This is a genomic window from Herbiconiux sp. 320_LB, from assembly GCF_059691755.1.
Map to the genome: position 1 here is coordinate 325,712 of NZ_JCAWAD010000004.1, position 13,409 is coordinate 339,120.

Sequence of the window (13,409 nt, forward strand, 5' to 3'; positions counted from 1 at the left end):
TCGTCGCGCTACTGGTCGAACGTATTCACCATGGCATGCGCCGCGCGCTCGAGATAGTCCCACAGCACTTCTCTGTCGAGCGGCGACAACCCGAGGGAGTCCACGGCCTCCCGCATGTGTGCGAGCCAGCGGTCGCGCGCGTCGGGGTTGACCTTGAACGGGTTGTGGCGCATCCGGAGCCGCGGGTGCCCGCGCTGCTCGCTGTAGGTGCCGGGCCCGCCCCAGTACTGCTCGAGGAACATCGTCAGCCGGTCGATCGCGCCCTGCCAGTCGTCGGCGGGGTACATCGGCTTCAGCACCGGGTCGGTGGCGACGCCCTCGTAGAAGCGCGACACGAGCGCGACGAAGGTGTCGTGCCCGCCGATCTGCTCGTAGAGCGTGTTCGCGGGCTCGGACCGCTTCGGGGTGAGTTCCATGACCGTGGTCGCCTTCGCTAGTCCTGCTTGGGGATGGGCTTGGTGCGCGGCGGGCGGGCGCCCTTGACGCTGTTGGCGCCCTCGAAGCCCGTGAGCACGACGGTGTTCAGCGACGGCAGGGTCACGCCCATCTCGTCGAGGGCGCGCTTCAGCCGGATCCGCAGCTCCCGGGCCACGTCGTCCTTGGCGGAGGTGCGGGTCTTGACGACGAGCCGGATGACCAGGGCCTCGGCCGAGATCGACTCCAGGCCCCAGATCTCGGGGCGCTCGACGATCCGCGAGCGCCACTTGGGCTCGGTGGACATGCCGACGGCGGTGGCGAGCATCGCGTCCTGCACCAGGTCGATGTCGGAGTCGTAGGGGATCGCGAGGTCGAGGATCACCCGGGCCCAGCCCTGCGACATGTTGCCGACCCGGAGGATCTCGCCGTTGCGCACGAACCAGAGCGTGCCGTTCACGTCGCGCACCTGGGTGACCCGGATGCCGACCCCCTCGACCACGCCGGTGGCCGGGCCCAGGTCGACCACGTCACCGACGCCGAGCTGATCCTCGAAGACCATGAACAGGCCGTTCAGCACGTCTTTCACGATGTTCTGCGCGCCGAAACCGAGGCCGGCGCCGAGGGCCGCGGTCAGCAGCGCCAGCGAACCGAGGGCGTTCGGGTCGATCCGGGTGATGATCATGATGATCGACACGACCACCACGGTGACGTTGATGACGTTGGTCAGCACCGAGCCGAGGGTGCGGGTGCGCTGCACGATCCGCACCGCGGCCAGCGGGGAGGCCGTCAGCGCCTGGGTGTCGGTGACGTTCTGCTTCTTCTTGACGCCGTTGACGACCTGGTCGACGAGTCGTCGCACCGAGAAGAGCAGGATGGCCCGGATGACCAGGGCGGCGACGATGATGATGAGGATGCCGATGGGCACCTGGTAGGTATCGAAGAACGAACCGAGGTTCGTCCAGAACATGTTCCAATCCATATCCCCCCAACCCTAGGTCGCCCGCCTCAACGCCCCCTCCACGCCTTCCCTGCTGTCCCCGATCCGTCACTTGTGGTCGCCATGAGTCTCAAATAGCGACAAGAAGTGACGGATCGAGGGCAGTCGGGGGTGAGCTAGCGCCGGTCGCGGGACTGCGCCGCCAAGGCGCGGTCGACCCCGGCCAGGTTCTCGACGATGATGCGGCGGAGCGCGGGCGGCTCGGCGTTGGCGTCGAGCCAGGCCTGCGTCGCGTCGCGGAGCGACTGGTCCGCCAGAGCGGCCGGGTACAGCCCGTTGATCACCGAGCTGGCGATCGCGTAGCTGCGGGTCTCCCACAGGTTCTGCAGCGCGGCGAAGTACGTCGGCACGAGCGGCTCGAACAGGGCGGGGTCGGTGCCGCGCTGGAAGCCGAGCCCGGTGGCCCGCACGATCGCGTTGGGCGCCGCGTCGGTGTCGACCAGCGACGCGAACGCCGCCGCCTTGCCCTCGGGGGTCGGGATGGCGGCCCGGGCGTGCGCCGCGGACTGCTGGCCCGAGGCCGTGTTGTCCTCGGCGAGCGTCGCGTCGATCTCGGCCTGCCCGGCCTTGCCGCCGGCGACCAGCGAGATGAGCAGCTCCCAGGTGAGGTCGGTGTCGATGTCCAGCCCCTCGAGCACCACGGTGCCGTCGTGCAGGTGCGCGACGTTCTCGAGCTGCTCCTCCGTGCCGGCCAGCGCGGCGAAGAACTTCACGAACTGGAACTGCGCGTCCGACCCGGGCTCCGCATCCAGAGCCAGGTGCCAGAGCGCGTCGGCCGCCGACTCGATGGTCTCGTGCCGGAACTCCGGGGCCACGTAGCTGGACGCGGTCAGCACCAGCTGGCCGAGCACCGTGCGCAGGGTGGTCGACTCAGTCTCGGTGGCGATGTTGCCGAGCACCAGGCGCACGAAGTCGCGACCCGACATCTCGGCGTCGCGTGTCGCATCCCACACCGAACCCCAGACGATCGAGCGGGCCAGCGGGCTCCGGATCGCGGCGAGGTTCTCGATCGCGGTGTCGAGCGAGTAGCCGTCGAGCCGGATCTTGGCGTAGGCCAGGTCGTCGTCGTTCAGCAGCACGAGCGCGGGGCGCGAGCGGCCGACGAGCTCGGGCACCTCGGTGCGCTCGCCGTCGACGTCGAGCTCGACGCGGTAGCGGCGCACCAGGGCGTCGCCCTCGAAGTCGTAGACGCCGATCGCCAGGCGGTGCGGGCGGATGGTCGGGTAGTCCAGCGGCGCCTCCTGCTTCACGGCGAAGGCGGTGATCACGTCGTCGGAGTCGTAGCTGATCTCGGGGCGCAGCGTGTTGACGCCCGCCGTCTCCAGCCACAGCTGCGACCACTCGGTGAGGTCGCGGCCGCTCGTCTTCTCGAGCTCGACCAGCAGGTCGGTCAGCTCGGTGTTGGCGAACTGGTGCTTGTTCACGTACGCGGCGACGCCGGCCATGAACTCGGTCTGGCCGACCCAGGCCACCAGCTGCTTCAGCACCGAGGCGCCCTTGGCGTAGGTGATGCCGTCGAAGTTGACCTGCACGTCCTCGAGGTCGTTGATGGCCGCGACGATCGGGTGGGTCGAGGGCAGCTGGTCCTGACGGTAGGCCCAGCTCTTCTCCATCGCGGCGAAGGTGGTCCAGGCCTCCTTCCACTCCGTGGCCTCGGCGGTCGCGAGGGTCGACATGTACTCGGCGAACGACTCGTTCAGCCACAGGTCGTTCCACCAGCGCATGGTGACCAGGTCGCCGAACCACATGTGGGCGAGCTCGTGCAGGATCGTGACCACCCGGCGCTCGCGCACCGCATCCGTCACCTTCGAGCGGAACACGTAGGTCTCGGTGAACGTGACAGCGCCTGCGTTCTCCATCGCCCCGGCGTTGAACTCGGGCACGAACAGCTGGTCGTACTTGGCGAAGGGGTACGGGAAGTCGTACTGCTTCTCGTAGAACTCGAAGCCCTCGCGGGTCTTCTCGAAGATGTAGTCGGCATCCATGTACTGCGACAGCGAGGCACGCGAGAAGACACCGAGCGGGATGGTGCGGCCGTCGGCGCTGGTCAGCTCGCTGCGCTCGACGATGTAGGGGCCCGCGACCAGCGCGGTGATGTAGCTCGAGATGCGCGGGGTGGGCTCGAAGGCCCAGGTCGCCGAGTGGCCCTCGACCGCCGTGACGGGCTCGGGGGTGGGGGAGTTGGAGACGACCTCCCAGTAGTCGGGCGCCGTGACGGTGAAGGTGAAGACGGCCTTCAGGTCGGGCTGCTCGAACACGGCGAACATGCGCCGCGAGTCGGGCACCTCGAACTGGCTGTAGAGGTAGACCTCGTCGTCGACCGGGTCGACGAAGCGGTGCAGGCCCTCGCCGGTGTTGGTGTAGATCATGTCGGCGTCGACCACCAGCGTGTTCGAGGCGGCGAGACCGTCGAGCTGGATGCGCACGCCGTCGCTCACCGCCGCCGGGTCGAGCGAGACGCCGTTCAGCGTCACCGCGTGCACGGTGCGGGTGATCGCGTCGATGAACGTCGATGCCCCCTCCGTGGCGGTGAAGACGACGGTGGTGGTGCTGCGGAACGTCTCGGGACCGGTGGTGAGGTCCAGGACGACGTCGTAGCTCGTGACGTCGACCACTGAGGCGCGTTCGCGAGCTTCTGCGCGGGTGAGGTTTTCTCCAGGCACTGTTTGCTCCTTGTCGATTGCGCGTCCAGCCTAGTTCGATCGGGCTCCCCGGAGAGGGTGACAAGATGGCGGGATGACTGAGACGAAGACCGTGGTGGATTTCTGGTTCGACCCGTCCTGCCCCTGGGCGTGGATGACGTCGCGATGGGTCGACGAGGTGGCGCAGCACCGCGACCTCGACGTGACCTGGCACATCATGAGCCTGGCGGTGCTGAACGAGGACAACGACGACATCTCGGACTCCTACAAGGCGTTCTTCCCGCGGGCGCTCCGCTACACGCGGCTGGTCGCGGCCGCGGCCGAGCTGCACGGGCAGCAGATCGTGAAGCCGCTGTACGACGCGCTCGGCACCCGCATCCACCCCGGCGGCTCGACCGACTCGGACACCGTGATCGCCGAGGCGCTCGCCGAGGTCGGCCTGCCGGAGTCGTTCGCGGCCTATGCCGACTCGGAGGAGTTCGACCCGCAGATGCGGGCCTCGCACTTCGACGGCATCCAGCGGGTCGGTCAGGATGTGGGCACACCCGTCATCGCGGTGAACGGCGTCGCGTTCTTCGGCCCCGTGATCAGCCCCGCCCCCACGGGCGAGATGGCGCTGACCCTCTGGGACGGCGTGGTCGCCGCGGCCTCCTACGACGGCTTCTTCGAGCTGAAGCGCTCCCGTACGCGCGAACCGCAGTTCTAGAGGCTGGTTCACCCGGCCAGGATGCTGAGGGTGACCCAGACGACGTAAGCGGCGGCCGCGAGCGCAACCAGCCAGGACAGGGCGCGGAGCGCCAGGGGTGCGGGGTGCCGGACCGGGGTGACGGGGGCGTGCCAGAACCACCACAGCGCGTAGGCGGCCAGGCCGACGATGCCGAGGGCCGAACTCAGGTAGTGCGCCCAGGTCGCGACGATCACCCCGCCCACGACCTCGTCGAGCACGGGGATGAACGGCGTCAGCCAGGTGTCCGGATGCGTGAAGCCGTCCCAGAGCAGATGGCTGAGCACCCCGACGACGAGCGCCGCGACCAGGAGCAGCACGGTCGCGACCGGCCCGCGCCCGAGCGACGGCGTCCCGCGCCCGAGCGACCGCGGACCGGGCTCCAGCCAGACGCTCCTCAGGCCCCCGGCGATTCTGGTCTCCCACTCGGCCGGGAGCCGTTCGCCGAGGGATCGTGGTACGACGCCCCGGAGCACCGGCCGGAGGAGGGCGCGCCACAGCACGAAGACCAGGAACGCCGCCGGCAGGTCGACCAGCAGCGCCCCGACGATCGAGTGCAGGAAGACGTAGCCGGCCCCGCCCGTGACGAACAGCGGCGCATCCGGGATCATCGCCCCGATCGCGACCGCAGCCACCGGCAACGGCGTGCGCGCGAAGGGCGCGGCGACGATCGCGTGACTCAGGGTGAACGGCATCGGCCGAGCTTAACGGGTGCGTCATAAACTGGGCGTCATGCGCATCCACCTCGGCACCGATCACGCCGGCCTCGAGTTCAGCACGACCATCAACGAGCACCTGACGGCCGCCGGCCACGAGGTGGTCGACCACGGGCCCACCAGCTACGACCCCATCGACGACTACCCCTCCTTCTGCATCAACGCGGCCAAGGGCGTCGTGCGCGACCAGGCCGCGGGCGTCGAGGCGCTCGCCGTCGTGTTCGGCGGATCAGGCAACGGCGAGCAGATCGCCGCCAACAAGGTGCCGGGCGCCCGCGCCGCGCTGGCCTGGAACGAGGCCACCGCCAAGCTCGCCCGCGAGCACAACGACGCCAACGTCGTGGCGATCGGCGCCCGCCAGCACACCGTCGAGGAGGCGATCGCCCTGATCGACTGGTTCATCGCCGAGCCCTTCTCGTTCGAGGAACGGCACGTGCGCCGGATCGCCCAGCTGGCCGAGTTCGAGGCCACCGGCGCGATCGCCGGCCACGACGTCGACGCCTAGGCGGGAACGACATGCCCGAGGGCCATTCCGTCCATCGCATCGCGCGTCAGTTCGCCCGCAACTTCGTCGGCCACCCGGTCGCGGCGAGCTCGCCGCAGGGCCGCTTCGCCGAGGGAGCCGCGCAGCTCGACGGCAAGACCATGACGGCGTCGCGGGCCGTCGGCAAGCAGATGTTCCTCGAGTTCGACGGCATCCTCTGGCTGCGGGTGCACCTCGGCATCTACGGCGCCTGGGACTTCGCGGGCGAGATCACGACCGACGAGACGATCCGCTCTGCCGGTGGCCGGATGGGCCAGACCAACCAGCGCGGAACCGTGCTGGGGGAGCAGGTCGAGGGCACCCTCGACGAGATCGCCCTGGGCGAGCGCGCGGGCGACACCTCCCTCGGCGACACCTCCCTGGATGACGCGGCCGGCGAGGACTCGGTGCGCTCGATCGGCGCCCCGCGTCGCTCCCGCATCCGGATGGCCGAGCAGGAGAAGGTGGGGGAGGAGACGGGCGACTTCCCGCCCGAGCCCGTCGGTGCGGTTCGCGTTCGGCTGCTCACCGAGACCGCGGTCGCCGACCTCCGCGGCCCCACCGCGTGCGAGGTGCTCGACGCCGCGCAGGTCGACGCGGTGATCGCGAAGCTCGGGCCCGATCCGCTGCTGGACGACTCCGAGGCCGCCGAGCAGCGCTTCGTCGACGCCGTCGCCAAGAAGGCCACCCCGATCGGGCTGCTGCTGATGGATCAGTCGGTGGTCAGCGGGATCGGCAACGTCTACCGCGCCGAGATGCTCTTCCGTGCCCGCCTCAACCCGCACACCCCGGGCAAGCTCGTGCCGACCGACACCGCCCGCGCCCTCTGGCGCGACTGGGCCTACCTCCTCGACCTCGGCGTGCGCACCGGGCAGATGATGACGATGGACGGCCTCGATCAGGCCGCCTACGCCGCCGCGATGGCCGACCGCGCCGACCGGCACTGGGTCTACAAGCGCGAGGGCCTGCCCTGCCGCATCTGCGGCACGCACATCGTGCTCGAGGAGTTCGGCGGCCGCAAGCTCTACTGGTGCCCGAAGGATCAGGCCTGAGGTAGCGTCGCCTCATGCGCCACACCCCCGTCTTCGACCTCACCGACCGCGCCGAGATCGAGCGGCTGATCCGCGAGAACCCGTGGGCCACGATCGTCTCCGCCACCTCGACCGGACTCGTCGCCTCGCACTACCCGGTGCTCCTCGACGACAGCGGCGACGGACTCGCGATCGTCAGTCACGTCGGCCGGCCGGACGAGCAGCTGCACGAGTGGGGTGACCACGAGGTGATGGTCGTGATCCAGGGCCCGCACGGCTACATCTCGCCCGGCTGGTACGACGCCGCCCCCGCCGTGCCGACCTGGAACTTCATCAGCGCGCACCTGTACGGCGTGCCCGAGATCCTCGACCCGGCCGAGAACCTGCGCGTGCTCGAGCGGCTCGTCGACCACTTCGAAGACGCCATGCCCGCCCCGAGACGGATGCGCGGCACGCTCGAGGACTCCGCCTACGCCGACCGCATCAGCGCCGGCACCGTCGGCTTCCGTCTGCCGGTCGGCCGGTTCGTGGCCAAGCGCAAGATGAGTCAGAACCGGCCGCCCGAGACGATCGAGCGGATCGTCGCGGAGCTGGAGGGCAGCGGGCCGTACTCCTCGGCGGAGCTCGCCGGGGAGGTGCGGTCGGCCAATCCCGGTGTCTTCGGTGGTGCAGGGGGCGCGAGTGCGGTGGGCCGATGAGCGCCCGTGACGGTGCCGGGACTGGTGCCGGTGCCGCTGGTGCTGCCGGTGCGGATTCAGGTGCTGATGCCGCTTCCGGTGCCGGTGCCACTGCCGGCGCGGCCCTGGTCCTCGTCGGCGCCCGTCTCCCCGGCGTCGACTGGCCGGTCGACGTCTCGATCGTCGACGGCCTGATCGCGGCGCTCGAGCCGACCGGCTCGGCACCGTTCGCCGATCGCCTCGTGGCGAGCGGAGCATCCCGAACCGGGCTCGACGGGCGCTGGCTCGTGCCAGGCCTCTGGGACAACCACGTGCACTTCGGCCAGTGGGCCGGGGCATCGCGACGGCTGAATGTCTCAGGTGCCGACTCGGCCGCCGGCACCGCGGCCATCGTGCGGAACGCGCTGGCGGGTGCCGCGTCGGGCGAGCTGCTGGTGGGAACGGGATTCCGCGACGGCCTCTGGCCCGACCGGCCGACGGCGGCGCTGCTGGATGCGGTGACCGGCCCGCATCCGGTCGTGCTGATCAGCGGCGACCTGCACTGCTGCTGGCTGAACTCGGCGGCGCTCGCTCGGTTCGGCCGGGCCGGGCATCCGGATGGCGTGCTCCGCGAGGAGGACGCGTTCGCGGTGCACCGGGCGCTCGACGAGGTGCCGCCCGAGACCGTCGACGAGTGGGCCCACGACGCCGCCCGGGCGGCGGCCGCGCGGGGAGTCGTCGGGATCGTCGATCTCGAGATGGCCTGGAACGCAGACGACTGGTCCCGGCGCACCGCGGCCGGCCACGACCTGCTGCGGGTCGAGTTCGGCGTGTACCCGCAACACCTGGAACGGGCGATCGCCGCGGGGCTGTCGACGGGGGATGCGGTCGGCGGCGCGGTCGACGCGACCGGCCGGTCGCTCGTGCACGTCGGGCCGTTCAAGGTCATCACGGACGGCTCGCTGAACACCCGCACCGCCTACTGCTTCGACGAGTACCCGGGGCTGGAGGGCCGGGCGGACTCGCGCGGGCTCCTCACGGTGCCGCCCGCCGAGCTGCGCGCTCTGCTCGACCGCGCGACCGGGGCCGGTTTCGTGCCGGCCGTGCACGCCATCGGCGACCATGCCAACCGCCTCGTGCTGGAGACCCTCGAGCAGCTCGGCTGCGGCGGGTCGGTCGAGCACGCCCAGCTCGTCTCCGACGCCGACTTCGGGCGGTTCGCCGCCGCGGGGGTCGTCGCCGGCGTGCAGCCCGAGCACGCGATGGACGACCGAGACGTCGCCGACCTGTTCTGGGCCGGCCGCACCGGCCGGGCCTTCGCGCTGGCGAGCCTGCTCGAGGCCGGGGCGACGCTCGCGATGGGGTCGGATGCGCCGGTCGCCCCGCTGGATCCGTGGATCACGATGTCGGCGGCGGTCGGGCGCGACCGCGACGGGCGGACTCCGTGGCATCCGGAGCAGCGCATCCCGATCACCGAGGCACTGGCGGCGTCGGCCCGGGGGCGTCGCGCGTTGCACGTCGGCGAGGTCGCCGACCTGGCCGCCGTCGAGCGCGACCCGTTCGCCGCGAGCTCGGAGGAGCTGCGGGCGATGGGGGTGGCGCTCACGCTCCTGGCCGGGCGGGCGACCTACTCGGGGCTCTGAGGCCCTGCCTGGCCGGGCGCCGACGCGCGGAGAACGCGAAAGGCGGACCCACCCGAGGGGTGAGCCCGCCTTTCGCGGAGGGAAGGACTACGCGGCGATGTGCGCGAAGAGGAACCAGCGGTCCTTATCGAGGCCGCGCGCGATCTCGATCGCGACATCCTGAGACGAGGCGTCGATCTCGCCGAGCTCCTTGACGGCCTTGTTGACGACGGCCAGGGCGACGTCGATCTGCGAGATGATCGTCGCGATCGTGGCGTCGGACTTCTGGAAGCCGGCGGGCATCGCCTCGGTGCCGGTCTTCGCGGCGACGGTCTGGATGCGCGCGTCGATCGGCAGGCCCAGGGCGACGACGCGCTCGGCGGCGGTGTCGGCGTACTCCTGGGCGTGGTCGACGACGAGGTCGAGCAGCTCGTGCACACCGATGAAGTTCGCGCCGCGCACGTGCCAGTGCGCCTGCTTGCCGTTGACGGCGAGCGCCTGCAGCTCGATGACGACGGGGCTCAGGAACTGGGCTGCCGCGGCTGCGACATCCGGGCTCGTGGTGCTGGTGGGGGTGGTGATCAACTCGGTCATGGTGTGTCCTTCCGATTCCCTGTGCCTCAACGCTACTCAGGCGAAAAACTTCCGCAAGCAAGCTGAGGCTGGGCTAATCCGGCGCGACGGCGGGGTACGGAGCCCGGAAGTAGGCGTTGGAGTTCGGCAGGTACATGGTCACGATCGCGACGACGGTGACCAGGGCGTGGGCGATGGCCACCGGCACGTTGGTCTGGAACTCGACCGTCAGCCCGATCAGCCCGATCACCCCGAGGATGGTGAGCGTGTTGCGCGCCCAGGGTCGCCCGCGGAGCATGAACACCGCCGCGATGATGCGGAACACCGCGACCAGGGCGATCAGGATGCCGATGATCACGAAGATGACGACGGTTCCCACGGCCGCCGCGTCCTCGGTGCCGACGACGACCGTGACGAGCACGCCGGCCGCGATCACGAGGATGCCGCTGAGGATCGACAGGATCGCCTCGGCCAGCCAGAGGCCGAACGAGAGCTTCACCTCCCAGGGAGCGGCCTGGAGGGCGGTCTCGCCCGTGAATTCAGGACCGGAGAGTGCGGTGTCGGACATGGTTCGGCGCCTTTCGTCGAGCGGAGTCAGGTCGACACTATCGACGGGGCGGTCGTCGTGGGGCCTATTGCCCGTCCCAATCCGTCTCGGGGGTCGCGCAGCTGTCGCGGAACACGTACTGCGAGGGGCGCTTCCGCTCGTGGCTCGACCAGTCGATCGCCGGCCGCTGCTGGTCGGCGGGGAGGTAGCCGAGCCGGTACACCGCCATCAGCTCGAGGTCGTCGGGCACCGCCAGAAGCCGCTCGATCTCGGCCCAGCGACCGGGCACCTCCATCGGGAACGAGACGAACTGGATGCCCATCCCGAGTTCGACCGTCGCGAGCCAGACGTTCTCCATCGCGGCGCCCATGCTGAAGACGGAATAGAAGGAGCTGAGCTCGCCCGGCCGGTACTCGGAGCGGTCGAGCATCACTCCGAGCAGCAGGGGTGAGCCGGCGACGAGCTTGCGGTTCTCCTCGCCGAGGGTCTGCGGCACGCGGAAGGTGTTCATCAGCTTCTGGCCGCGCGGGGTGAAGACCTGCTTGGTGAAGGGGCGGAGCGGCGCCGGGAGCTTGTCGAAGAGCATCCCGCTGCGCTTCTCGGCCATCTCGTCGGCGCTGAACCGGAAGTAGGGCTTGTAGCGCTCGAAGAAGGTGCCGTTCGACATCGCCTCGGTCATGCTCTCGCCGCTGATCGCCGCGATCTGCTCGATGGTGTCGCGGTTCTCGATGATCACGAATCGCCAGGGCTGGCTGTTCAGCTGCGAGGGGGCGCGGCCGGCGAGCTCCATCAGGAGCCGTTGGTGGTCGCGGCTCACCGGATCGGGGCGGAAGGGGCCGTTCGTGGTCTTGCGGCGGCGGACGACGTCGAGGAACTCCATGACTAGCTCTTTCTGGACAGCGCCAGGCTCGCGAGGAAGAACGGCGCCGCCGCGAGGGCGACCCGCACGTGGTCGCGCGAGTGGGTGCTGACGGAGGGGATGGCGGCGAGCGGCACGGCGGCCGGCAGGAGGGCGAGGGCAGCTCCCTTTCGGGGTGCCCAGAGGAGGGAGCTCGCGGCAGCGCCGGCGAGCACGCAGGTGGAGATGTAGAGGGCGTGGTGCACCCAGCGGAAACGGCGGGTGTCGACGAGCCCCGTCGCCACCGAGGCGCCGAGCGCGCAGTTGGCCAGGTAGCTCGCGGTGGCGGCGACGAACAGCGGCTGCGCGGTCATGGCGCCAGACTACGCGTCGGCTCTGAGCCCGCAACCGCCGCCCCTGTCCCTGCGCGCCTCTCCCGTCGTGACCACCGCTGCGCCCGTTCCGGCGAATGGATGCGCGGCCGGGCGGCGAGCGGAGGTCGCCCTCCGATGCCAGACTGATCACGATGACGAACCGTGAGCCGGATCCCGAGCAGACGCCCGACCGGGCTGCCGTCCCGCCGCTCCCGCTTCCGCCCGTCCCGACCGCGGATCAGCCGCCGGCGCCGCCCGCGACGCCGGCGTCGACTGGCCCGGCCGGTGCACCCGGCGCGGCCGGCACGCTCGGTACACCAGGCGCTGCCGGCGCACGTCAGGCCCCGACGCCCGGTTCCCCCGCCGCCGGAACCCATCGGCCCGCCGGCCTCCGGGGGCCTGCCGTCTCCCGTCGCCGCGCGAAGAGCAGCTTCCCGCCGCCCCCACCCCCACCACCGCTGCCCACGGGGGTCGCCGCGCCGGCGGAACTGTCGGAGCCGACCGAGCCGGACGACGATCTCGCGTCCACCTCGCCCGAGTCCGCTTCGCGTCCGGCCGGTTCGTTCTCGCCCATGTCGACCCTCCCCGCGATCCCCGGCTTCGGCGATCGCTCGTCTGATTCACCCGCTCCGGCCGGCCCCGTCGACGCCGACCGCGCTCAGCGCCCCTCCTCGCCGGTCCCGTTCCCCACGGCGACCTCCGCGCCGGTCGCCTCTTCCGCGTCGACGTCGACGCCGGCTACCGCCGCACCCGCAGCCCGCGTCGGCGATCAGCCCGACGGCGACGCAGCGGCGGACGATTTCGCGGCGAGCGAGCGAGCCGGTGCCCAGCGAGCCGCGACCGTCGGCAAGCCGCCGCGCGCCCCCAAGCAGCCCCGTGCATCCCGCCCGCCCCGCGCGCCCCGACCACCGGCGCCCACGGGCACGAGCGCGAGCATGGGCATGGGCACGGGCGCAGGCCGGGCTCCGGGCCGAAGCCGCGCCGGCGCCGGCGCGGTGCTCGCGCTGGTGCTCGGCATCGTCGCGCTCCTGATCGCCTTCGTGCCGATCGCGAGCTACGTCGCCGTCCCGGTCGCGATCGCCGGGCTCGTGCTCGGCATCGTCGCCCTCGGCCGTCGTCGTGGTCGCGGACCAGCGGCCGGGGGAGTGATCGTCGCCGGGATCGCCCTCGTCGCGGCCCTCGCGGTCTCGGTCGTGACCACCGTGGGCATCCTGGCCGTCCTGCCCGGGGGCATCACGGCGGATCGCCCGGGTGCGGGAGGCGCGGCGACCGCGCCGGCCAGCCCGCCCGACGCCGGAGCCGGGGCCGACGCCGGGGCTCTCGTGCCCGCGCTCTACGCGCAGACCGTCACCTACGACGACGGCCTGCAGATCTCGGTCAGCGAGCCGGTCGCGTTCGAACCGTCGTCCGATGCGCTGGGGGCCGACCAGGCGCAGAACGTCTCGGTCTCCGTCACGGTCTACAACGGCAGTGCGGCGGCCTTCACGCCGCAGCCCGAGGTGTCGGTGCGCTCGGGAGACGCCGAGGGCACGACGATCGTCGACGTGCTGAAGCAGATGAACGGCCTGCGCCCGAGCGACCCGATCGAGCCAGGCAGCACGGTCACCTGGGTCGAGGGCTACTCGGTTCCGGATGCGGCCGACGTCGTCTACGAGATCGCCCCTTCACCGGCCTACCTCCCGGCCCGCTTCACCGGCTGACCCGGCGCGGCGCTGCGCGGCCGGCTCACGACGCCGCCCGCTCGAGGCG

14 protein-coding genes are annotated in these 13,409 nt (G+C 71.1%); 6 read left to right on the forward strand and 8 right to left on the reverse strand.

Annotation, left to right across the window (positions count from 1 at the left end):
- Window positions 1-8: 8 nt before the first annotated feature.
- The 3 genes from AC59HU_RS12930 to pepN all read right to left on the reverse strand — a co-directional run bounded on the left by AC59HU_RS12930 (window position 9) and on the right by pepN (window position 4,077).
- A complete protein-coding gene (locus AC59HU_RS12930; protein ID WP_497223833.1) occupies window positions 9-416 on the reverse strand; it encodes a globin in 408 nt (135 codons plus the stop codon).
- 17 nt (window positions 417-433) lie between these two features.
- On the reverse strand, window positions 434-1,384 hold the full coding sequence (locus AC59HU_RS12935; RefSeq protein ID WP_497223834.1) for a mechanosensitive ion channel family protein: 951 nt from the start codon (window positions 1,382-1,384) through the stop codon (window positions 434-436).
- Between the two features lie 146 nt (window positions 1,385-1,530).
- Window positions 1,531-4,077 carry an aminopeptidase N gene (gene pepN, locus AC59HU_RS12940; RefSeq protein WP_497223835.1) on the reverse strand — a complete coding sequence of 849 codons (2,547 nt, stop codon included), beginning with the start codon at window positions 4,075-4,077 and terminating at the stop codon, window positions 1,531-1,533.
- 73 nt (window positions 4,078-4,150) lie between these two features.
- Here pepN and AC59HU_RS12945 point away from each other — a divergent pair, with 73 nt between their 5' ends.
- Window positions 4,151-4,762 carry a mycothiol-dependent nitroreductase Rv2466c family protein gene (locus tag AC59HU_RS12945; protein WP_497223836.1) on the forward strand — a complete coding sequence of 204 codons (612 nt, stop codon included), beginning with the start codon at window positions 4,151-4,153 and terminating at the stop codon, window positions 4,760-4,762.
- 8 nt (window positions 4,763-4,770) lie between these two features.
- Here AC59HU_RS12945 and AC59HU_RS12950 read toward each other — a convergent pair whose 3' ends face one another.
- Window positions 4,771-5,475 carry a DUF4184 family protein gene (locus AC59HU_RS12950; protein ID WP_497223837.1) on the reverse strand — a complete coding sequence of 235 codons (705 nt, stop codon included), beginning with the start codon at window positions 5,473-5,475 and terminating at the stop codon, window positions 4,771-4,773.
- Window positions 5,476-5,512: 37 nt separating this feature from the next.
- On the opposite strand from AC59HU_RS12950, the gene AC59HU_RS12955 reads away from it, so the two are divergent.
- From AC59HU_RS12955 to AC59HU_RS12970, 4 genes are read left to right on the forward strand one after another with little or no spacing between them, the layout of a single operon-like run.
- Window positions 5,513-6,001 (forward strand): ribose-5-phosphate isomerase, encoded by a 489-nt coding sequence (locus AC59HU_RS12955; RefSeq protein ID WP_497223838.1) that lies wholly within the window; start codon window positions 5,513-5,515, stop codon window positions 5,999-6,001.
- A gap of 11 nt (window positions 6,002-6,012) precedes the next feature.
- Window positions 6,013-7,071: an Fpg/Nei family DNA glycosylase gene (locus AC59HU_RS12960; RefSeq protein ID WP_497223839.1), complete on the forward strand. Its 1,059-nt coding sequence runs from the start codon at window positions 6,013-6,015 to the stop codon at window positions 7,069-7,071.
- A gap of 14 nt (window positions 7,072-7,085) precedes the next feature.
- A complete protein-coding gene (locus AC59HU_RS12965; protein ID WP_497223840.1) occupies window positions 7,086-7,748 on the forward strand; it encodes an FMN-binding negative transcriptional regulator in 663 nt (220 codons plus the stop codon).
- Window positions 7,745-9,349 (forward strand): amidohydrolase, encoded by a 1,605-nt coding sequence (locus AC59HU_RS12970; RefSeq protein ID WP_497223841.1) that lies wholly within the window; start codon window positions 7,745-7,747, stop codon window positions 9,347-9,349. Before AC59HU_RS12965 ends, AC59HU_RS12970 begins: the two co-directional genes overlap by 4 nt.
- Before the next feature lie 87 nt (window positions 9,350-9,436).
- Here AC59HU_RS12970 and AC59HU_RS12975 read toward each other — a convergent pair whose 3' ends face one another.
- The 4 genes from AC59HU_RS12975 to AC59HU_RS12990 form a co-directional block, all read right to left on the reverse strand.
- Window positions 9,437-9,922 (reverse strand): Dps family protein, encoded by a 486-nt coding sequence (locus tag AC59HU_RS12975; protein WP_497223842.1) that lies wholly within the window; start codon window positions 9,920-9,922, stop codon window positions 9,437-9,439.
- Between the two features lie 73 nt (window positions 9,923-9,995).
- Window positions 9,996-10,469, reverse strand: coding sequence for a hypothetical protein (locus AC59HU_RS12980; protein ID WP_497223843.1), 474 nt, complete (start codon window positions 10,467-10,469; stop codon window positions 9,996-9,998).
- 64 nt (window positions 10,470-10,533) lie between these two features.
- Window positions 10,534-11,328: a nitroreductase family protein gene (locus tag AC59HU_RS12985; RefSeq protein ID WP_497223844.1), complete on the reverse strand. Its 795-nt coding sequence runs from the start codon at window positions 11,326-11,328 to the stop codon at window positions 10,534-10,536.
- A gap of 2 nt (window positions 11,329-11,330) precedes the next feature.
- On the reverse strand, window positions 11,331-11,660 hold the full coding sequence (locus AC59HU_RS12990) for a hypothetical protein (protein WP_497223845.1): 330 nt from the start codon (window positions 11,658-11,660) through the stop codon (window positions 11,331-11,333).
- Window positions 11,661-12,232: 572 nt separating this feature from the next.
- Here AC59HU_RS12990 and AC59HU_RS12995 point away from each other — a divergent pair.
- Window positions 12,233-13,360 carry a DUF4190 domain-containing protein gene (locus tag AC59HU_RS12995; RefSeq protein WP_497223846.1) on the forward strand — a complete coding sequence of 376 codons (1,128 nt, stop codon included), beginning with the start codon at window positions 12,233-12,235 and terminating at the stop codon, window positions 13,358-13,360.
- The last annotated feature ends 49 nt before the right edge of the window (window positions 13,361-13,409 follow it).